Source organism: Glaciecola sp. 1036 (assembly GCF_050306235.1).
Classification (GTDB): Bacteria; Pseudomonadota; Gammaproteobacteria; order Enterobacterales; family Alteromonadaceae; genus Glaciecola.
In genome coordinates, this window is the sequence record NZ_JBLWFH010000003.1 from 372786 (window position 1) to 395794 (window position 23009).

15 protein-coding genes are annotated in these 23009 nt (G+C 40.3%); 6 read left to right on the forward strand and 9 right to left on the reverse strand.

The window, feature by feature from the left end; genetic code table 11:
- Positions 1 to 8 precede the first annotated feature (8 nt).
- From ACNKW3_RS06675 to ACNKW3_RS06685, 3 genes are all read right to left on the reverse strand, one after another.
- Positions 9 to 473, reverse strand: coding sequence for a pyridoxamine 5'-phosphate oxidase family protein (locus tag ACNKW3_RS06675; protein WP_427398503.1), 465 nt, complete (start codon positions 471 to 473; stop codon positions 9 to 11).
- Between the two features lie 30 nt (positions 474 to 503).
- Positions 504 to 947, reverse strand: a complete 444-nt coding sequence (locus ACNKW3_RS06680) for a hemerythrin domain-containing protein (protein ID WP_427398504.1) — start codon at positions 945 to 947, stop codon at positions 504 to 506.
- A 263-nt stretch (positions 948 to 1210) separates the two neighbouring features.
- Positions 1211 to 2569, reverse strand: coding sequence for a pectate lyase family protein (locus tag ACNKW3_RS06685; RefSeq protein ID WP_427398505.1), 1359 nt, complete (start codon positions 2567 to 2569; stop codon positions 1211 to 1213).
- A 331-nt stretch (positions 2570 to 2900) separates the two neighbouring features.
- On the opposite strand from ACNKW3_RS06685, the gene ACNKW3_RS06690 reads away from it, so the two are divergent.
- The 4 genes from ACNKW3_RS06690 (at position 2901) to ACNKW3_RS06705 (ending at position 13992) form a co-directional block, all read left to right on the forward strand.
- Entirely contained in the window at positions 2901 to 5876 is a 2976-nt protein-coding gene (locus ACNKW3_RS06690; RefSeq protein WP_427398506.1) for a TonB-dependent receptor, read from the forward strand.
- A gap of 93 nt (positions 5877 to 5969) precedes the next feature.
- Entirely contained in the window at positions 5970 to 12608 is a 6639-nt protein-coding gene (locus ACNKW3_RS06695) for a pectinesterase family protein (protein WP_427398507.1), read from the forward strand.
- A 176-nt stretch (positions 12609 to 12784) separates the two neighbouring features.
- Complete coding sequence (locus ACNKW3_RS06700) at positions 12785 to 13222, forward strand: DUF2177 family protein (protein ID WP_427398508.1); 438 nt, start codon at positions 12785 to 12787, stop codon at positions 13220 to 13222.
- A gap of 182 nt (positions 13223 to 13404) precedes the next feature.
- Entirely contained in the window at positions 13405 to 13992 is a 588-nt protein-coding gene (locus tag ACNKW3_RS06705; protein ID WP_427398509.1) for a hypothetical protein, read from the forward strand.
- A 95-nt stretch (positions 13993 to 14087) separates the two neighbouring features.
- On the opposite strand, the gene ACNKW3_RS06710 is transcribed toward ACNKW3_RS06705, so the two are convergent.
- The 6 genes from ACNKW3_RS06710 to ACNKW3_RS06735 all read right to left on the reverse strand — a co-directional run bounded on the left by ACNKW3_RS06710 (position 14088) and on the right by ACNKW3_RS06735 (position 21042).
- A complete protein-coding gene (locus ACNKW3_RS06710) occupies positions 14088 to 17072 on the reverse strand; it encodes a TonB-dependent receptor domain-containing protein (protein WP_427398510.1) in 2985 nt (994 codons plus the stop codon).
- A 551-nt stretch (positions 17073 to 17623) separates the two neighbouring features.
- A complete protein-coding gene (locus ACNKW3_RS06715) occupies positions 17624 to 17941 on the reverse strand; it encodes a hypothetical protein (protein ID WP_427398511.1) in 318 nt (105 codons plus the stop codon).
- Positions 17942 to 17953: 12 nt separating this feature from the next.
- Positions 17954 to 18925, reverse strand: coding sequence for a mechanosensitive ion channel family protein (locus ACNKW3_RS06720; RefSeq protein WP_427398512.1), 972 nt, complete (start codon positions 18923 to 18925; stop codon positions 17954 to 17956).
- Positions 18926 to 19149: 224 nt separating this feature from the next.
- Entirely contained in the window at positions 19150 to 20028 is an 879-nt protein-coding gene (locus ACNKW3_RS06725; protein ID WP_427398513.1) for a mechanosensitive ion channel family protein, read from the reverse strand.
- Positions 20029 to 20105: 77 nt separating this feature from the next.
- Positions 20106 to 20420, reverse strand: coding sequence for a BolA family protein (locus ACNKW3_RS06730; RefSeq protein WP_427398514.1), 315 nt, complete (start codon positions 20418 to 20420; stop codon positions 20106 to 20108).
- A 7-nt stretch (positions 20421 to 20427) separates the two neighbouring features.
- Positions 20428 to 21042 carry an alpha-ketoglutarate-dependent dioxygenase AlkB family protein gene (locus ACNKW3_RS06735; protein ID WP_427398515.1) on the reverse strand — a complete coding sequence of 205 codons (615 nt, stop codon included), beginning with the start codon at positions 21040 to 21042 and terminating at the stop codon, positions 20428 to 20430.
- Positions 21043 to 21131: 89 nt separating this feature from the next.
- Between ACNKW3_RS06735 and ACNKW3_RS06740 the strand changes: the two genes are divergently transcribed.
- Together ACNKW3_RS06740 and ACNKW3_RS06745 are read left to right on the forward strand one after the other, a co-directional pair.
- Positions 21132 to 22289 carry a methyltransferase gene (locus ACNKW3_RS06740; protein WP_427398516.1) on the forward strand — a complete coding sequence of 386 codons (1158 nt, stop codon included), beginning with the start codon at positions 21132 to 21134 and terminating at the stop codon, positions 22287 to 22289.
- Entirely contained in the window at positions 22289 to 22894 is a 606-nt protein-coding gene (locus ACNKW3_RS06745) for a peptidylprolyl isomerase (RefSeq protein WP_427398517.1), read from the forward strand. Before ACNKW3_RS06740 ends, ACNKW3_RS06745 begins: the two co-directional genes overlap by 1 nt.
- The last annotated feature ends 115 nt before the right edge of the window (positions 22895 to 23009 follow it).

Sequence of the window (23009 nt, forward strand, 5' to 3'; positions counted from 1 at the left end):
ACCTTTTACTATACCGCAATAACTTTATGCTCACCCATTTCCTCAGGATCTATTGTGATACCGGCTAGCATTTTGATTTTGGTGGACATCGACATGTCTTGTTTCCATATCTCAAGGGAACTAATGTCTAAGCGCACAACACGAAGTTCCTCATCTAAAATACCGTTTTCAAAAAATGCGCCTATTACCGGGGAGTAAAGTTCTTTGATAATCTCTTGGTCTTTCTCATGTTCCAAGTGACCCACAATGCTAGCAAAAACATTCTCCTTACAACTAACATATTGAGCGGTAGTTTTACCACCTGTAGCAATCCGATTTTCACGACTTATAAAAAACCATATTTGCTTATAATTGCCTTCTCTAATGCAAGCTCGCATTGGCTCGCTGTGGTCAGCATTTCGGTTCAAACTTACCATTACAGTGGCTTCTTCGTTCATCAATTCAAATAATTGCTTGTGTAGTGCGTTACTCATTTTGGCGTCCTCTATGATAAGAAATAAGGTCTATTGCTTTTCTAAATTCATTTCCATTTCTTCAACGTATTGATCTGCTAAGTTTTCCTTCTCTTTATTGCTTAATACTTTTCCTGCTTGCTGAAAAAACTCTTGCTCTTCCTCTTCCAAATGATGCAAGACTTTATGTTGCAGTTTCTTCATGGTGTTGAGCCAAGCTGGACTGTTCAACTCTATTTCATCTAACTGCTCAACAATTTCATCTATTTCGTGATGCTCAGCAATGCCATGTCTTGATAATTCAATGGTTCTGTCTTGGTCAATTAAGGGTTTGTAGAAATGACGCTCCTCCGCGATTGCATGTGCATTTAATTCATGCTTCAACTGTTCGTAGAAGTCTGCCCGCATAGCAGAATTACCTTGTGTTTCAATTAGGGCTTTCATTAAAGCGCGCTGTTTATCATGATCCTGTCGTAGTGCTTCAAAAATCTTCATCTAGCTCTCCAAATTCTGTCGCTATTTTTTTCGTCTCTAGATCTTTCTCAGCAAGAAGAGCGCCAATGGTCAGATTTAATTATCGATTTGTTTTTATTAAAGATTTACTGGAAGTGATTATATGTTGGTTTGAAACCGTGTAGTTTTTACAAAAGGATCTCGTAAGATATTCCAACCCACTGTATACGACTGACGAGCCACTCGATAGTGGTGTAATTTAAGTGCAATAGACTATTAGGTCGATATTTAGCATAAATTTAGTCTCACTTGGGGGTAAAACGCCCTAATTCATCTAGCCAATCATTTAACACATCGGCATCGTTAATAATGTCTAAGGGAATAGGCTTGTATTCTTCTACATCAAACTCGTTAGCGTATTCTTGCCAACTAACAATAGATTGAAGTTCGCTGTTAATTATTCCATTGCCTTCTTTTGCTGTTCCGCTTTTGACGTCGTTAAGAATTCTAACATCTACTGAATCAGAGAATTTACCGTGCCGATTGCGATTTGCGCCAACTTCTTGCTGAGCTACAAGTTGATTAAAGCTATTCAAAGCTGAAACTGCTAGTTTGCCAACCACGTCAGACTTCACCTGGCTAGAGGGCGAAATTGGTACTTTACTTAAAAAGTTGGCTATACGTGCATCTATTATATTCGTGGAAAGTTTTTTATGGTTTTTTACTTCTACTCCGCGTCTATTCTCATTCGTCAGGTTTGGGTGTTGATACATAAAATTACCCTGCACAAATGCAACACCGTTGTTTTCTTTGTCTAGCTGAAAAAAGCGGACTGGGCCTTCCGCAGGACCCAACTTATAATAGTTATTGACTATGTTCGCGCGACCATTTTCATTTCCATATGTGGAATTGTCTTTCCAGTTGTATATGACATTATTGTAAATTTCGACAAACTCTTCGCTTTGAGGGTACTTAGCGCCTAAACGATATCCATTAATACGAGGGTTTCGACTACTGTGATGAGCGAGAACATTAGATAAAAAGCTGGCATTATTTCCTCCCCATATGCCGCCATAACCATGCTCGCCTTTAACATGATTTGCACTATTTAGACTTTCGCTAATGATACTGTGTTGTAAAGTGAAATTACGATTGTTGTAAAAAGAACCTACTTCGTCGCTAGCCCAACTTAACGAGCAATGGTCGATAATAATATCTGACTGGTTTTTAGCATTTAGTGCGTCATCTTGAGCGCCTTTGATACCAGTTCTAAATCTCATGTAGCGAATAATGACTTGGCTTGCTTTTATCTGAGTTTCTGCGCCTGTGATGACAATCCCTTTCGGCGAAGTTTGTCCCGCAATGGTTATAAAGTCATTTTTAATTTCTAATGGCTTGTACAGATTTATTATGCCGGAGACATCAAAAACAATTACCCGGGGGCCCTTGGCTTTAATCGCGTGTCGTAAAGTCCCTGGTTTGGCTTTTTGGTTATCTTCTAATGAGGTTACGACATAAACTTTTCCACCATATCCCCCAAGGGTGTAGCGTCCGTATCCCTTGGCACCATCAAAGGCTATACGCTGAGACGCACCACCCGCAAACAAAATAGTGCTAAAAAATAACAGAAACACCAATACAACGAGTTTACCTTGTGATGCCATTTTAAAACCTTTTAATGCCAATGCTAAAACGCAAAGTACTTGTGTTTGCCTATGATGATTATCGCTAGCTACAGACTTTATTTACAAGCGATTTAACCTAAAAAATAGTATTTACGATAAGTAAAAATCACTTTACTTAATTTTGCATGTTAATTTTTTGTTGACGCTATTAACATATCAATAATATAATCATGCCACCGGTAGCAACACTTTTCAAGTCTTAGCAAATCAGAATGATACTTAAGCTCGCGATACATATGCACCCCAATTGCCACCGGTGGCAAATAACATATTATTAATTAAAAACCTTAATGGTGGGAGATAATTCCTAATGAAGTATTTTAATAAGGAAGTAATGACACTGACCTCTACCCTAGTGGCGGTTATGGGCATGTCAGGATCTGCATACGCTCTTCAGCAAAATACTGACTCAGAAGTATCTGAGCAACTAAAGAAAGAACAAACAGAAGAAACTGCGGAAAATGAACAGCAACAGGATGAAGAAGTTGAAGTTATTCTTGTTGAAGGGGTAAGAGGCGTAGATTTAAAAGCGCGAGACCTTGAAAGAGGTAAAGATGGATATAGCTCTATAATTGCAGCAGATGATTTAGGTAATTTTGTCGATCCGAATGTTGCAGAAGCGTTACGAAGATTACCGGGTGTGACCCTTCAGCGTAGCGAAGGTGAAGGCAAATTTGTATCGGTTAGAGGTCTAGGTCCTGGGTTTGTATCTGTCAATATCAATGGCTCAGAAATGTCTGGCGTCGGTGAAGACCGGAAAGTCGGTTTAGATGCTATCCCTGCTGACATTTTGGGTTCAATTGAAGTATTAAAAACGTTAACGGCAGATCAGGATCTAAACTCCATTGGTGGCACTGTAAATGTGAAAGCGATTTCAGCATTCGATCGCGGCAGAGACACCTTAAAAGTTCGCATTCAAGATGCTTACAGTGACTTTAGAGAAGAGCATTCTCCTAAATTAAGTATCGATGGGACTTCTCTATTCTCAGATAGAACCTTTGGTATTGGGTTTGCCTTGTCCACTGAAAATAGAAAAACGCAAGTGGATGAAATACGTCATCATAGCTCAAATGAAATGAAATTTTATCAAGCTGATATAAGTGCGAGTGATGGACCAGAAATTCTCGCCCCATCTCAGCTTGAATATCGGCGTGAAATTGCCAACAGACAGCGCCGTGCAGCCTCTCTTAATCTTGAATACAGACCAAATGACAACGCATATTATTATGTAAAAGGTAACCTAACCAAATATACAGATGAAGATATTGCCCTGCGTGAATTTTATGATTTTCAGGATGCTGGTAGTGTGGGTAATGGCGAAATTGCCTATGTCAACTCAGAGACTAAGGAATTTGTTTTAACCGATATTGATATTTTTCATCAGTATTTTATTCAAGGTGGAGATACCACAACAAGGAATTTTAGTATCGGCGGTGAAAACACCATTGCTGAAAGTTGGGTGATTGATTATGAATACGCCCAATCAAAAAGCAGAGATGAATCCCTAAATGATCGTAGAGTTCAGTTTCGAGAACGCGACAACATAGTGTTTGGTCAAGGCCTTAAAGATAACATAATTGGTTATGCGATTTCTCCAGAAGAAGCGGCCGCCTTAGGTGGTTTTGCATATGATCCTAACGATAGCATTTTCGGCACTTCAGGTTCGGGTGATGCTAGCAATTTGAGTAATTGGCAATTTGACAATCTATTTTTAGAAGACGGTGTTCGAGAAGACAAAATTAAAAACGGAAACCTGAATATCACCAGACACTTTTATGACTCTTCTTTTCTCAACTACATAAAAGTTGGAGCAGCATTTTCTGAGCGTACCCATTTTAGAGATAAAAATCGTTCGAGTTTTGAACCTGATGTAGCTGATTGCGGTGGCTCTCAGACCTGTATCGATGTGGTTAACTCTGTTCATTCTGATTATGCCAGCGCTATCCCTGAAAATAGTAATTTTTTCTATCCTTTTGTGAATCGTGATCAAATTGAATTCATGGTAGATAACGCATCAATCACGCGTGAAGGCTCAACCAGAAATGAAGTCTCAATTGACAGCACTAAAGAAGATTACACGTTGAATGAAGATACCAAAGCGGCTTACATTATGGCGCAGTTTCAATTTGGTGACGACATGACTGTAATTACAGGCGTGAGATATGCTGAAACAGAGTTTTCCTCTACTGGATTTTTATCCCTTGAAAACGATGATTTTGAGTTTAACGGAGTCGATCAAGGTAGCTTGGATATTGCTGTTCCACTTTCCGAAGCATCCATTGAATATAGTGAATTTTATCCAAGCGTCCATTTGAAATATGAGCCACATGAAGACGTGCTAGTTCGAGGTGCAATTTGGACCAGTTTTACCCGTCCCTCATTTAAGCAAGCCCGTGGTTTCGCCAAGTTTGACAGTGATATTGAATTATGTCCCCCGGGTAGTGATGACTGTGACGATTCACAAGGTAGCGCCAATATTCGACAATTACAAGACTATACCTTAGGACCCAACAATACATTGGATGTGGGTAATCCTAATTTAATAGCTATGACATCTGTTAACTACGATGCCTCTATTGGTTGGTATGCTGACGACGACTTATTTTTAGAAGCTGCCATTTTCTACAAAGACATTGATAACTTTATCGTAGATGTCAGCGGCATACCGCGCTCTATTCAGGATTTGCCTTTATCATTACCCGTGTCTCAAATCACTGAGTTCGTTATTCCACAAGACTTGTTTTTGAATGACATTAATATCACGTTGAATGGCGAAGACGCTAAAGTGTTGGGAATGGAATTAAGCTACAACCAATATTTTGAAAATGGCTTTTTTATTCAAAGCAACCTAACCTTACTTGACAGTAAAGCGCAACTTGATAGAACGGTGCGAGGTGACAAAGTTCCACTTCCTGATCAAGCAGACCTTACTGCCAACCTTTCAATTGGCTGGGAAAATGAAACCTATTCCGCCCGCGTTATTGGTAACTACCGTTCAGAAATATTAGAGGAAGTTGGCGCATGTCCAGAAGGCACTCCAATAAGTGCTGTCCGAGATTGTAAAATTTGGGCTGATCGCTACCAAGACGCCATAAACACCCTAGATTTTAAGTTTAGAGCCAAGATTACCAAACAACTGAATGTGTACATTGATGCCATCAATATTACCGACGAGAGCGATTTACGATACTTCGAGGGTAATGAGTTAAGTGGCGGCAATATTCTTTACCAAAAAGAAACCTATGGTAGGACTTTCCAACTTGGTATGGATTACAAATTCTACTAACCGAATTCGAAACACATATTAGATAAAAATAAACAACTACAACTAGTTAGTTTCAAAAAAATATAGATTAATTGCATCCTAAGGAGGGTGGTGATGAATCATAAATTAACATTATTAACAACGACTATGGCGACTGTATTGTTAAGCGCTTGTGGTGGTGAGAGCACTACAAACGTGAAAGAAGCGCCTCCACCGGCGATTACCGGTCAGTTTGTCGACAGCCCTGTCGCTGGACTTGGATATCGTACCGATAGCACGCCAAATGGCACAACTAATGCGAACGGAGAATTTTCTTATTTTAGAGGGGAGCAAATCACCTTCCATATTGGCGAATTTGAATTTCCGGATGTACCAGGTTCTAGAGTTCTATCACCATTAGATATGTTTAATGCTGACACACCATTCAAGCAGCCTGTAGTGAATACTATTCGTTTACTTCAAGCTCTTGATATGGATGGTGACCCAAGTAATGGCATAGAAATTAGTCCAAATGCAGCATCGGCTGCTTCTATGCTCTTAGAAGATGGCCAAACGATTACCCAATTTTTTGACCGGCCAACCGACGACTTTGCAGCCGATGTTGAACCTTGGTTAGCGGCAGCAGGTGGCGCAATGAGTACGTTAGCGCCCTTTGATTCGTCTATAGAGCACTTCGTAAATTATTTAGCCACCGAGTATGGTACTTTATTTGCCAATACTTTTGATACCGAGTTAATTAACGGGACCCTGTATTTCCCGCATCTTGAAGGAAGTAACGCTGAACTTGATGTGTTCACTTTTACTCCCGCTGATACATCAGGTTTAAGTGGAACATACACGCAACTAGTTGATGACACCCAAGTTTCAGGTAGCTATGAGTTTGTCTTTGGTAGACGCGCTATCCTGCTAAGTTCCGAAAACCAAAGCCAATATATTATTGTGCGGTCGTTTAATACTACCAATGGCGTTTATAGTTTATGTGTTGAAGATGCACAACAAGGTTTAGCGACCGCAGTTCAACAATGTGACACTGATGAAGACCCAAAAGAAAATTTGTTAGTCACAGAGGAAGAGCAAGCTAATACCGAACTTGAGCAATTAACTGAAAGAGCAAACACAATAGAGCCAGCTTTATCAGAAGCCTTTGATACTGATACGGCGACATTTTTCACTTCGTCTTATAAACGCCTTAGTGATGATGTTAATTCTAATCCTATGTATTTTAAAACTGGCGGAAGCCCTGCCCTTGATCCAACATTAGGCCAACTGACCTTAGCTGGAGCTCGCTTTACCATTGGTAACGCAGCCAGTAATCCCGCCGCCCAAACCTCTGCCAATGATACGGTAGGAACTGGGATATTTAATATTAGTGAAGGTTTCACTATTAGCTTTGATGTTATATCTCATACAAGTTCAGGTACCTTGAATTTGTATGTTGATAACAACACATCTTCACAAGGTAATTCTGTACATGGGGCTGCATCTAAATTCTTCGGACAGTCTATTTCTGAAGAAAACTTACCTACAGGTCAAAGATTTACCTACACCTATGTGCCAGGAACTGATGTTACAGGTTTGCCAGCAAATGACCCAGACGCCCGTATATTAGATGCCAATGTGACCAATTCATTTTTCCAATTGAGAACTGATAGCAGTGGTGACATTACAATTGACAACTTGGTCATTGAAACTGTTGCGGATGCAGTAGAACCTACTGAGCCGACAGAGCCGACGGAACCAACAGAGCCCACTGAACCAAGTTGGGGGCCTCAAGTCGCATTACCTTTCAGTGCAGATTTTATTGGTGTCACAAGCGATATATTTTCAACTGATTTTGCTTCGTTAGAAGACGCTAGCGGCGCGACTATTCCGCTTCTCAACCGTACAGGTGGATCCGTAACTGTGGTAGCGGATGGACTTCAAATATCCAGTGGTCGATTCACCATTGGCGACGCCGATCCAAACACAACAACCACTGGAGAGGATACCAGTAGCACAGGTGTGTTTGATTTAAGCCGTCCTTATAACGTGGTGATGGATATTGTTTCAGTAAGCGATCCTGACGGTGACAATAATTTCCAAATTTACGTAGACAACGATACTAGTAGCAGCGCCTCCTCGCCTAGTGGTTCAGCGTCGAAATTTTATAGTGAGTTAATTAACACTTTAACGCCAGGAACAACACTAACCGTACCTGGATTAATTGCTACTGAGCATAGCTTTATTCAATTACGCACCGAAAGCGGTGGTACTGTGGTTATTAATAACTTACGCATTGAATATGTGAGCTCAGGCTTTAAGTGTGAAGACGAACCTGATCTTTATTACTGTGACGATTTCTCTGCTGAAGATACTAGCAACTATCAGTTACTTTCGAATTTGACTAACACAGATGGTCCGCTTGGCAGTTTTGATTTCCTAAATGACGATGGAAATTCAGTGCTTCGTTACACAGCTGACGGTCGTGGTGGCGAAATTCTATTACTCACTGAAAGTGCAATGGCAAATGTGCCTGATAGCGGTGATTATTTTGTAGAGGCGAGAATTCGTCCTCGTCAAAACAGCACCACAGCGAATAAACACTTGTATTTAATGGGACGCTACGATAGCGAAGGCAATTGGTACGCTGGCGGATTAAATGTACAAAACTCTTCAAGCAGTACTCGCGCTGAAGTAGCTATCAGTATGGGCGGTTCAATTTCTCGTCCTGTACAAGCGCAAACCCCAATTTTATTGGGCGAAAAAGACGGTACTGATGGTGTTTGGTATACCACAAGATTCGAGATGATTGGTAGTGAGTTAACTATCTATGTCGATGGTGAGAAAATGGGAACTACAACAGAATCCACATTCTCAGCAAAAGGCTTAGCAGGGATCTTTACTAACAACCGTTCATTTGAACTTGATGACCTTAAAATCGGCGATCCAAGTGTTAAACCTGTTCAGCTTACCCTTGATTATAAGTCACCGACTTGGGAGACCTCTACTACAGGTGATCCTCTAGTCATTAATGTGACAGCGGTACAGAACGACGGTACTACCGCAGATACGTTTAGCGCCAATTCTAGTGATTCAACTGTGGTTGCATTAGACGTACAAGGTAATGTAATAACCCTTACACCAATGGCTGCAGGCACTGCAACCATAACAGTAGTGTCAGGTTCAGACACATCTATAATGCGTACCATTGAAGTGGAGGTTGCCGAAGGTTTTGTAATGCCTGTTATTACCTATGGAGATATTAACTCAAAACTCAGTCCTGCTGCAGGTTCAAGTAGTCAATATGTAGATACTTCTATACGTTTAAGTTTTGATTCAGCACCAACCCTTGGTGATTTGGGTGAAGTACGAATTTACAACGCAACCGATGATAGTCTTGTTGATATCATTCGTGTAGGTTCTGAAATTGATGCTTTAGGCTATCAAGGACAAGACAGAGTTCGTCGCCTTAACCTTGAATCTATCTGGGTAGACGGTAATGACTTAGTTATCAAGCCCCACAATAGTATTTTAGAGTACGGCGCTACTTATTATGTAGTTATTGGCGAAGGTGTATTAGCAGATGCCACATTAAACAATATTCCGTTTGAAGGCTTAGGCGAAAACAGTAACTGGACATTTACCACTAAGTCTAGTCCTCCTAGCGGTGATATTGTCACTGTTGATGATGACGGTAATGCTGATTTTAGAACTCTTCAAGGCGCCCTGAACTATATGATGGAAACGGTTGCCAAAGATACACCAGCAAAAATCATGGTGAAAGATGGTCTATATAAAGAGCCTCTATACTTACGCAATAAGAATAAGCTTACCATTGAAGGTGAAAGCCAAGCCAATACTGTTATTGAGTTTACTAACTATGAAAGTAAAAACGGTGGCTCAGGGTCGAGCGAAGCACCTGGCACTGGCACACCTGCTGGTGGTAGAAGCGTATTTTTGATTGAAGGTGCTGACCTATTAACCATTGAAAGTCTAACCATTCGAAATACGCACATACGTGATAATCAGTACTCGAATCAAGCTGAAACCATGTACTTCAATAGTGCCGATCGATTGGTGCTTAAAGATGTAGCGCTATTTAGTGAACAAGACACCTTGCTTGTTAAAGGTTACGTATGGGTTTATCAGTCACTAATCGCGGGTAATGTCGACTTTATCTGGGGTTATCCAAATGTCGCACTATTTGAAGAAAGCGAAATCAGAACCATTGGTGATTCTAAAAATGGCGATCCAAATACGGATACTGCAGGCGGGTATGTTTTACAAGCTCGAGTACCGAATGAGAGTGACCCTGGTTTTATTTTCCTTAACAGTGAATTCACTAACGGACCTGGACCTCTCGGCAATGGTGTACTTGATAATTCAACTTACATTGCAAGAAGCGGTGGTAATGCCAATTATTTTGATAATGTAACACTTATTAATAATAAATTTGGCAGCCATATAGCTACTAGTGGATGGGCAGTGCTAGGGGTGAATAACCAGCCAGCACCAAATCCAGCTGTACCTACTGCATTAAGTGGTTGGAGAGAGTATGGAAGTACTGACTTAGCAGGAAACCCACTCGACCTTTCAGAGCGTGTAGGCGGCTATATTCTGGATGACACTGAAATTACTGGCTTAACCCAACGTAATGACATCTTCGCTGGCTATAACAATGGCGAAGGATGGGATCCTACGATTAGCAACGAACCAGTTCTTGGTAGCATCTTAGATGACAAAGGGTTTGCAGGTTATAACTTTGACCTTACTGGCGGTGCTGGTGGAATGGTTGTGACTGTAGACAATGGGCTTGATTTAATCGCTGCCTTAGAAGAAGCATCTGACGCTAATATGCCTATCACTGTTTACGTAGATGGTCGAATTACTGATGCAAATAGCGGTGGCCTAAATCGCTCCATCGATATTAAAGACATGGACAATGTGTCTATTATTGGTGTCGCCGATAGAGGTGAATTCGATGGTATAGGTATTTCTATCAGACGTGCGAATAACATCATAATTCAAAACCTTAAAATTCATCATGTGCTCACTAGCGGCAAAGATGCTATTTCTATTGAGGGTGATAATGATGGTTCTACTACTAGCAATATCTGGATAGACCATAATGAGTTGTACAGTACTTTGGCAGTAGATAAGGATTATTACGATGGTTTAGTGGATAGTAAGAGCGGTGCGAAAAATATCACTATTTCGTACAACTACTTGCATGATCATTGGAAAGCCTCACTACACGGTCATACCGAAGATGATTCGAACAGCAGCAATACTGACCGGCTAATCACCTTCCACCACAACCGTTTTGAAAACATAGAATCTAGATTACCGCTATTCCGTTACGGTAATGGGCACCTTTACAACAATTATTACAACAACATTACCTCTACCGGGATTAACTCTCGTATAGGCGCTGAGTTGTTGATAGAAAATAATGTGTTCGAAAACACCCAAAACCCTATTGTGTCATTTTATTCAGATGTCATTGGTTATTGGAATACCCGAGGTAATGTGTTTGGCACTGGCGTAACCTGGACGACCCCAAGTGGGAACGATGTTTCTGCTGGACCAGATGCAACACCTACATCTAACTATGAAGTACCTTATAGCTATCAGTTAGAAGATGCTGATGTAGTGAAAGCCAATGTGATTAATTTCTCTGGCGTAGGGAAAATAGACCAAAGTAATTTGGATATTCCACCCATCGATGGCGGCTCTCAAGGTACTGATGTTAGCTTGCCATACAGTGAAGACTTTTCTGCAGCGGATAGCGATGAGTTCTTCTCTGCTGAGTATAAGAGTTTGCCAGGAGATAACACACTTCCTCTTAACACCATCACAGGTGGCGGTAGTGGCATCAGTATTAACGATGGTGCCATTACCCTATCAAGTGCTCGCTTCACCATAGGTGAGACAACCCCTGATGTTACAACAGCTAGTGGGGATATAAGTAGCAACGGCGTGTTTGATTTAAGTCGTGAATACAAAATACTCATGGATATAGTGAGTGTCAGTGACCCTGATGGCGACAATAACTTTATCATTTACGTTGATAACAATACCTCTGGTAGCAGTAACTCAATGCATGGTTCAAGCTCTAAGTTTTATTCAGAGCCGATTACTTCATTGACCCCAGGTTCAATCGAGATTGCGGGCTTAGTTGCCACTGAATCTTCATTTATCCAGTTACGAACTGAAAGTGGTGGTACAGTTGAAATCGATAACCTGCGTATCGAGTATGTGGGTCCTGCGGCGATTCTAGAGGAAGACTTTAATAATACAGAGGCAGATTTCTTTTCTGCTGACTTTAAAGGCTTACCAACTGATGACACCCAACCCATGTACGTTAGAACAGGTGGAACAGTTGAATTAACCGAGGGTGCACTTAGGATCAACAGCGGTCGATTCACTATTGGCCAAACCCAGCCTGATATTGAAACAGCGTCTACAGATACCAGTGCTAATGGCGCATTGGACCTAAGCCAAAACTATCAAATAGTGATGGATGTAGTGAGTGTCAGTGACCCTGATGGCGATAATAACTTCTTTATCTACGTTGACAACAATACCAGTAGTAGCAGTAAATCAATGCACGGCGGTGACTCGAAATTCTTCACTGCTGCGATAGTTGATATGACTACTGGCGAGCTAACGGTTCCTGGTTTCGTGGCAACTTCAACTTCTTTCTTACAATTACGCACAGAAAGCGGTGGCGAAGTAGTGATTGATAACTTACGAATTGTTCCAGTGGAATAGCGCAGGCGACCATTTGATCAAATCAAAATCGGTCGCGCTATTCCGATAAGGATTTATCAAAACTAAACAATAAACCAGTAGCTTTTGCTACTGGTTTTTTATTTCTACACTTAAAATAAGTGAATTTTTTATCCAGTAGTTGCGTAACAAGTTAAAATCAAAAGGAGAAACTTATTATGCAATTGTCCAACGTACTAAAAGTCTATGGGATCACTCTGATCGTTTATTTGTTAATGGATGCCATATGGTTAGGCATTGTTGCTCGACAAGACTATGTGGATGCTATTGGTTTTTTAATGCGTGAAGATGTGCCTATTTGGCCATGGGTAACCTTTTACCTTTTGTACGTATTTGTCATCCTTAAGCTTTGTATATTTTGTAGCAACAAACCAAGCTTTTCTCGTGCTCTAACGCATTCGATACTCTTAGGCGCCGCAAGTTATGGTGCTTATAACCTCACCAATTACGCAATGTTAGAAAATTGGCCACTGAATATCACGATTTCAGATTGGGTCTGGGGAACAGTGGTAACAACAACTTCGGCTATGGCGGGCTTTTTCGCGTATAAATTTTTTAATTCAAAATCCCAAACACTTGATTCAACACCTTCTTAACGATTTTATAGTCGCTACAGGACAGCCCGTTTCTGGGATTGTCCTGTGCTTGCCTCTCATGTTTTTGCAAAATGCCGATTAATTTGAACGATCGGTTTATTTGTTAAGACGCTTGGCACATTTTATCCTCGTACCTTTCTATACACTTACTCGCATCAAATTTCTACAATCAGGAAGTAATAATGCATCAACTCAAATTTATCTTAGCCACACAAACGAGGATTCCGCCGAAGGTTAAATCTATCGGCTATGCAATCTTAGTATTATTAATGACAAATGTTAGTTTTTTGGCCGCCGCAGAAGAACCAGCGCCTTTTTGTGGGATTCATTCTCAGGATAATATAGCCCTTGAAGACATTGCGCCTACTTTATATTCCATAGTGTCTGGCGCACCAGGCGAAGCCCGAAACTGGGACTTATTTAAGAGCCTGTTTGCAAACAACGGCACTATAACCCCTGTTTTTCATGAACAAGATAAACCTGTAATAGAACAGATGTCAGTTGCGTCTTTTATCGCCTTAAACGAAAGCTTATTTAATGACATTGGATTTTACGAAAGTGAGGTAGATAGCATGATCATTGAGGTTGGCCATATGGCAACCATAATAAGCCTTTACGAGTCTCGAGAAGCGCCAGGGCAGCCTGTTTATTCTACTGGTATAAATTCATTTCAACTCGTGAATGATGGTAATCGATGGTGTGTAATATCGGTGACTTGGGACAGTGACAAAGGCGGACACCCAATACCTTCTAAGCTGGCTTTGGACTAACAGCAACAGATGACTAAAAGTTCAAGCAATAAAAAAACCAGTAGCTTAGGCTACTGGTTTTAACTATTGAATATTATGTAAATTTAGGCTTCTAATTAGAAGTTAAATTTAACACCTAGTTTCCAAAGAGTTCCTAGTACGTCATAGTTACTTGGGAAAGTGTTACCGCCGTTTGAGCTAGTATCACCCGCTTCACCACCTACTACTGGAGGCTCTTTATCAAACAAGTTGTCAATACCTAAAGTAAGCTTAGCGTAATCAGTGATTGCATAGCTAGCATACAAATCAAAATAGCTATAAGAATCGATTTCTCTGAATGCTTCAAAGGTATTGTCTCTGATCGTAGGATGAACTTCCATTGAATCGTAGTATCTCCATAATAAAGACACTGTAAAGTCTTCATAATCCCAGCTTACACGTTGATTGAAGCGTAATGCCGCAATTGGGTCACAGCTTGGGCTATAGTAACCTTTACACTCTAGTACTGGAGTAGTAGAAGAGCTTTGAGATTCTTGAGATAGGTATTTGTTTAAACTACCGTCTAGTGTTAATGCACCAGCATCACCTAAAGTAAAGGCTGCACGGTATGTTGCTTCAATACCAGATGCTTTCATGTAATCTAAGTTAGATGTAAAGGTTTCAACACCTGCTAAATCACCTGTTAAGTCACCGCCTTGACGACGAATCTTAGCACACTCATTAGCATCACCTAATACATAACAACCGTCTAACACTTCTTGTGAAGAGAATTCACCGATTACATTTTCAATATCAATGTCATAGTAGTCAACAGTAATTGATAATGCATCAGCAAAATCAACTTCTGGTGAGTATACGAAACCAACAGTTAAAGTATCAGCTTCTTCTGGGTCAGGAGTGTTCAAAGGATCACTTCCAGAGAATGTATTTATCTGACCAGAAATAATATCAGGTACGTTACCTACTAGCGCAGCTGACATTCCTGTAGAGATACATAGTGCTTCTAGTTCAGCATTGATGTTACCGGCGTTAGCTACAGAACAAGGGTCAATTGTCGCATCACCAAGACCACGCGTAATTGGAGAACTTAACTCACCAACGTTAGGCGCTCGGTTTGCTTTCTGGCTCATTACACGAACAAGTAGTTCGTCAACTGGTGACCAGTTAAAACCTAGTTTCCAAGAATTAGCACGACCAAAGCTTGAGTAATCAGAAGTACGGAAACCGAATTCTAAGTTAAGACTATCGGCCATAGGTGCATCAGAAACGATTGGTAAAATACCTTCGAAGAAGAACTCTTCAACGCTATATCCACCTTCGATTGGTAGAATGTTACCACCAGCACCACCTAGACAACTTGCAGGCGCTTGTTTCCAACATTCATCAGGATTTGCTGCTGCTGTTTCTTTTCTGTGCTCATAACCAACACTGAATGCTAACGGAGAGTCAGCCGTTGGCAGCATGAAACCATCAACTTCACCAGAGATGAAACCACTGATAATTTCTTGCTCATAAGTGTCTTGTAAGAAAGCCGTTGCACTTGAATAGGCAGCCATTTCTTCTGTAATAGTGCCGAAACCACCAAATAGGTTAATAGGTACACAAGAAGAATCACCGTTACGACAGTTAACGCCGTCAACTGTGTCTAACGCATTTTGTACGTTGGTTAGGTTCGTATAACCGGCTGAAACTGATAAACGGTTAGACTCACCATACTGATAGCTTAATTCATAAGTGTAATCGTCTAAGAAAACACCACGAACACCTAAGTTTAATTGCCATAAGTCTGCATCATAGTTAGTACTACGAGGACCAAGCTCTAGAGTACGACGACGTAAACGAACACCTAAGTAATCTTCTGTGTCAACCACACCGTTGCCATTGATATCTTGCCACTGACCACCGTTTTCAGTTGTCTCTAAAAGACCACTGGTTACCGCAGCATTTGCTCGGTCTAAAATCCAAGTGAGGGCTTGAGCACCGATTAATGGGTTAGCTAATGGTAGGTCAAATGACGCACCAAAGGTACCTGAAGGCGCTACTTGCTGGCGTACAGTAGTATTGGTGAATAAGAAAGATGAGAAAACTTCAGTATCATCATTAATGTCATAACTTAACATTGCAGACGCAGTATACTTCTCACTTGGTGTTTGATAGTAGTTAAATGGGTTGAAGTTGAAACGGCTACATTCTGGCCCTATTGTACCGTCTTCACGGAACTGACCAGAACCATTTGCACCACCACCCAAGATTTCAAAACGGGTAGGAATTGCAGTAGTTGAACCACTTCCAAGTTCAAAATCAACTACATTTGGACCTTGACAATTAACAGGTGCTTCAATTGGATCTTCACCGTTTAAGAACTGCTCATAACCAGCACCGCTCGCCGTCGCGATACCTAAAAGACCCAATGAACGGTCACCTAATAAAACAGGCTTACGATCAAAATAACCAAAAGACATTACCGCATTACCGCGGCCACCGTCAAAATTGCTACCCGCAGTGAAAGATATGCTATCTTTATCACCGTCGCCTTCCATTGTTTCAGAATGGTTTAGGTCAATAGAAACACCTTCAAAGTCATCTTTTAAGATAACGTTAACCGCACCAGCGATAGCGTCAGAACCGTATACCGCTGAAGCACCACCGGTTACGATATCGACACGTTCAATAAGCGCAGAAGGGATCATTGAAGAGTCAACGCGACCACTAACGTCGAAAGGTACTAAACGTTTACCGTTGATTAAAAGCAAGTTTCTTTGCGGACCTAAACCTCGTAAATCGATAGTAGCAGCACCAGCGGTACCGTTGTTAACGTTGCCACCATCCGCAGGAATAATACCAGGCATTATTCTCAAGATTTTCTCAAATTCTGGCTCTTGCAAGAATTCAATAGCTTGCTCGTCAATTGTCATCACAGGCGATGAGGAAGCTAAATCAACAGCGCTGATTCGGCTACCAGTAATGGAAATTTTTTCCACTAACTCTTCATCTGACTCATCGGATTGAGCAAACGCGCTACCTGAAAATGCTGTAGCAGACGCAGCACTCAATGCCAAAGCCAGACGAATTGACTTCGACAGCTTAGTATTAGTGTACATATGTGGGTTCTCCCTAGTCGTTTTAATTCGGCGCTATAAGTGTGTAACGCCACTTTTTATTATTACATTTAGTAATGTGTTATCAGACTTCATACTAATAATATACACCCCTTTTTTTATTGGTCAATGCCAATGTGGATCGCAGTGTTACTATATTTCGATAGTTTACAAGCACTTGGTGTGAATAAATTGTTTCATCACTATAACAATTGAAACAAATCGTACGATTCTAATCTAATTAAAGGTGTCAATATTTGTACGAAAATTCGCCTGCAAGACAGAATCTACGTGATGAAGGGCCAATTCTGATGACTCAAAGAAAAGTCGATAAATATTTTTGAAATGGATGAAATAGTATTAGTCAACAAAATAAATAGACGAAAGTATGTAACGTTTTATTTACAATTTATTTATTTTCGCCCATTTGTATTTGTGTATGTTCGGCGGGAATTTGAACAATCTTATAATGCTAACGACATCGCAGCGGTAAATGATACATAGTTGAATTGCTGGCCTCTTTTTTCGAGGCCAGTTTGACATTTGCGCGTACGTTATGAAGTAATCACAACTCTGACTTTGTTGGTGTTACCCGTCGCTTCGTTAAATGCCGCAATAAGTAACTCTTTGTCTTCAATAAATTTCGCTTCTGTAAGCAGTAGGACTCCCTGCTCCTCAAATTTAATACGCACAGGAACATCCATACCTTCAACGCGCATGTACAAACGTGAAGAGGGTTTAGCCACCTCGTACATTTCCTGTTTGTCTTTACCTTCCAATAATTTTTTATCAGAGGTGGTGGTATCAACCTGAGCATTTGCAGATGTCACAAATAACACAGTTACTGCCGTCATCAATAGCTTATTTTTCATGGTTATCTCCTATTACTCTTCGTTTTGATTTTCACTCTTACTATTATCCTCAGAAACAGAATCAGCGTCGCTTTTGTCTTCTGAATCCCTTAATTTCTGTGGCAACATGGAATTTAACTTTTCGCCTCCTTTTGCACCAAAATCCAAAGTGCGTATAGGAAACGGAATTAAAATGTCGTTCTCTGCCAAGGTTCTATGCACTGTGGCAACCGCTTGGTGCCTTGCTTCCATAAAACCAACTTCACCCGGATACTTAATCCATAGCCATACCAGCAAATTAACACTGCTATCTCCGAAGCCCTCAGCAAACACGTTTAAATCATCATGTTTAATAACAAAATCCTTTTCTTTCAGCGCTGAAACAATCACATCTCTTGCCTTGTCCACATCGTCGGCATAGGAAATACCCACCGGCACTTCAATTCTTCTTTCACCATTAATCGAATAATTGGTCACTATATTTCGAAACAGAATTTTGTTAGGAATAATTTCTAACTGACCGTAAAAGGTTTCAACCAAGGTGTTACGCAGATTAATCGCTTTAACGGTCCCAAACACCTTTTCGGCTTCAATTACATCGCCAATTTCAAAAGGTTTTCTTATTCCCATGGCGATGCCCGCAATCAAATTTTCTGTCATATCCTGAAATGCAAAACCGATGGCTAGACCTACTATGCCTGCACCCGCTAATAACGACGTCACAGTTCCCGTTAAGCCCAAAAATTCTAAGGCGATAAAAATACCTGTAACAAAGATAATGACTTTAAAAATTGCCGCTAAAAGTCCCGCTATTTGCCTTGAATCAAACACCCGTAGAAGCAGGTTCAGCATTATTTTGCCGGCGATCCGCGAAATTATGGCAAATATGATCGCAATCACGATTGCAACGACTAAATTAGGGAGATGTTTGATTAGGGTCTCTGTCCACTTATCCATTTTCTCAAAAATTATCTGCCAAAAATTATTGAGTGACTTAAGTTCCACTGACACCATCTCCAAAATTCTATGATCACACTGATTTATGGACAGTAAGCGAAATTCAAGCCAGACTTAACCTTATGTTTTTACTGAATTTAATATTTTTTAGGACAGTTTGTTATGAAGAAACTACAAAGGGGTTCGTAATATTTGCACAAACACACAACCAAAGACGATATCGAGCTGAACTTGGTTCAACCCTTTGATATTTTGATGTGACTTAAGGGGAGTTAACTATCGGATTGCACTTGAACCGTTCTGCGCCTTTCAATAGACGGCGTCGCTCCCACGGTTTCATGCCAGCGCTTAAAGAATTGTTGAATGATTTTCTGTTTCAATTCGATGCTTTGTTCAACCGGACAGAAAATATCCACACTGATGCAAATTTTGGCGAATTGATTCGTTTCAATAGTGAAATTGGGTTGGACCGGAATAAACTCTACATCTAGTCGTTTTTCAATCACCCCTTTGTAACGTTGCGCCACGTCTACAAAGTCTTTAAAGAACTCCTCAGCGTCTTTGCGCAACTCATCGATAATAGGAAATACATCTACCGTTGGTTCACATGTAATAGTAAAACTACTTAAGGTATAACGGCGCAAGAAATTTAGATTGCGCACCGGCTTCAACAAAATTTGATTGTTAGGGATGAAAATATGTTTGCCGGTGTAGCTATAGTTATTTTGATCTACTTCTAAAAGGGTTATTTTTGTCCAGTCAGCAGCGATCACCTCGCCTACCCCATCGGTCATTTGAACCCAATCACCTATTCTAAATGGCCGTGCACTCAGGTAATAAAAATAGCCGATGAAACATTGTAAATATTCCTTGGTCGCAAACACTATGGCTACCATGAAGGCCGCAATAGATAGTGCAAATGATTGAATTTCTCCTGACCAGAACACTAGTAGTAAAATTACCATACTAACGTTCACGACATTGCGCATTGTGTTCACTTTAGATCTGTAATCTAACCGATTATGTTTTGAGTGCTTCACAATCGCACGAGTTAAAATGGCTTTGATCAAAGCAGCTACAATTACGGCTGTAATGGTAAGCACCCCTTTGAACATAGTCGGATCAGCAGTTAAGTCGTGCAAAATTTTCATCAATTACCTTAAAATTCGATGCTGTATAACAGGTTATAAATCAAAATCCATGAGCGCCTAAAAAATATACGCTAATGCTATTTTTTGCCACCACCAAGGCAATTTGGAGATTGCGGGCTTTGTTGTTGTTTTTTGTCCCACTCTTCACAAGTATAGGTATGCAGTGCCAACGCATGCACGGGGCCGGCCAACTCTTGAGCAACTAATTCGTTTATAAGTCGGTGACGTTGAATCAGGCGTTTACCATTAAAATCATCCGTAACCACGGTGACTTTAAAGTGGGTTTCTGAATTCGCTGGCACATTATGCATATGGCTTTCATTTTCAACAGATAAAAAGCTCGGAGATAGTGCTTGTTGAATTTTGTCTGTAATTTGGTTTTGAATCTGCATCTGTGTCCTACAGTATGATCTGTCTAAAGGTTAAATTTATCCTAGGGGATGCTACCTGTTTTGTCTTATTAATGCCATGGTTCCAATACTCTTGAGTGCTTCCTCGCATAATTAATAGACTACCATGGTGTAATTCCACTCTGTGTTTTTGTTGATTGATTTTATGAACAAAATCTAAATTTCGCGATTGCCCCAAACTTACCGAAGCAATTATAGGATATTTCCCCAGCTCTTTTTCATCATCTGAATGAAAACCCATGCTATCCATACCGTCTCTGTATAAATTGGCCAGTACAGAGTTAAATTCTGTATTACAGACCTGTTCACATTTGGCTTTTAGCGCCAGTAAAGCGGGTGTCCATGGCTTTGGAAGCATTTTAATTCCCGAATACATATAACTGGCATTATGCTCACCATGCCAAGATTGAAGTCTGGGAATTTTACGGGTTTTGCCAAAGAGCACAATGTTATCCCGAGACCAAGGTAACTCCTTATGCAGAGTTTCAAAATACTCCCAGGCAGCATCATAGGGCAGCCACTTTCGAGAATAAATTAAATCCGCATCATTGAGCTTTAGCCGCTCAAATTTTGTATCTTGATCAAAAACAAAGCTTGTCTGCATAGATGAATTTAGAGCCTGCTTATCTTTGGCATTCATATTTTAAAATAGATGGTACAATCGGGGTAGTTTATCATTAATGAGTAAGTGTTTTGAGTAAAACAAGCGTTGAGATAGCTGGAAAACAATTAGTGCTATCTCGATTTCCTGTCACTAGAGATAATTCTTTGCAAGCTTGGGATTCTGCAGATGAATTATTAATTGATCATATCAACAATGAAATTGATCAGAATGACCTCCAAAATATGTTGATTTTTAATGATGATTTTGGCGCTCTCACCTGCTATTTCGCTGAATTTCAGCCAACTTTTGTGTCTGATTCTTTCATGAGCCATTGCGGTACAAAAAAAAATCTTGCTCAAAATAACATTCAACAAGAGATTGCTTTTTGTGATGTCTTAAACTTTGAGTCGTACTGCAAAAATAAGCCAAAGCTTGTGGTAATTAAAATCCCTAGGACGCTAGCTCTGTTAGAACAGATATTAATCAGTTTATCACCCTTGCTGACGGAAAGTACCCAGATCATAGGTGCGGCGAAAACCAAAATGGTGACAAACTCTGTGTTGAAACTTTTTGAGCGCCATATTGGTAAGACCAATACATCTCTAGCAGTCAAAAAATCCAGATTGATTTTTGCTCAACCCGCACTTTTAACCCATAAAGAATCGCCTTATCCGACCGTGGTGAATGACCCAGATATTTGTTTCGAACTTTACAATCATGCAAATGTGTTTTGTCGCGACCAATTAGATATTGGGGCTCGTTTTCTGCTAAAGCATTTTCCTAAAAACCACCAGAACACCTCCGCTAAAGTCATAGATCTAGGTTGTGGAAATGGAGTGCTAGGGACAGCATTTAGTTTACTTAATCCTGAATGTGAGCTGACCTTTGTGGATGAATCTTTTATGGCAGTGGCTTCTGCAAAACTAACGTTTGAGAAAGCATGCAAAAATAGACAAGCTAATTTCGTTGTTAGTCATTGTTTAAGTAGTTTACCCTCTTCTGATAAAGGAAATATCGACCTAGTACTCTGTAATCCGCCCTTTCACCAACAAAATACCATTACAGATGAAATCGCTTGGAGCATGTTCAGCGATGCATATAAATTTCTGAAAATAGGTGGAGAATTAAGAATTGTTGCCAATCGGCATCTAGATTATATGAGTAAATTACGTAAACTATTTGGCGGCGCTAAAGTCATAACCAGCAATAAAAAATTTACAATTTTAAGTGCAACAAGGAGAAATTAATGGGTAAATTTATCGCCCTCTGTTTTTTAGTCAGCGCGATTTTCACATCGTCAGCCTACGCAGATAAAAAGGACTTAGGTGAAAGTGTACAGCCCAATAATTATTATCCAAGAGTTCAATTTGAAACAACCTTGGGAAATATTACCGTAGAACTTAATCGACGACGTGCGCCCATCACGGTGAATAACTTTTTACGCTATGTAAAAATTGGGCAATACGATAACACCATTTTCCATCGCATTGTCTATGACTATATTATTCAAGGCGGCGGTTATTCCCCTGAATTTGAATTGAAAATGCAGTTTGCGCCTATTTTTAATGAGTCAGGCAATGGCCTTAAAAATGAACAATACAGCATTGCAATGGCACGCCAATCAGATCCCCACTCAGCTGTTCGACAATTCTTTTTCAACGCTCAAGACAATGATAACTTAGATCCAGGCAAAGATTGGGGCTATACGGTTTTCGGCTATGTTGTAGAAGGCACCGAACTGATTGATAAAATGGCTGTAGTAGAAACCGAGCTCAATATGGTTTCAATGTTTAGCGACGTGCCTGTAGAACCTATCATACTAAAAAAAGTTACCATCTTACCTGAAGCTTGATTTACACACCTATCAAGGGCTGTAAAAGCATTTACCGCTAGTTTATGACAGCCCATCACCCTTTTCAATTTGACAAAAGTCCTTGTTCAAATTGCATAATCTACTGCTTTATAGT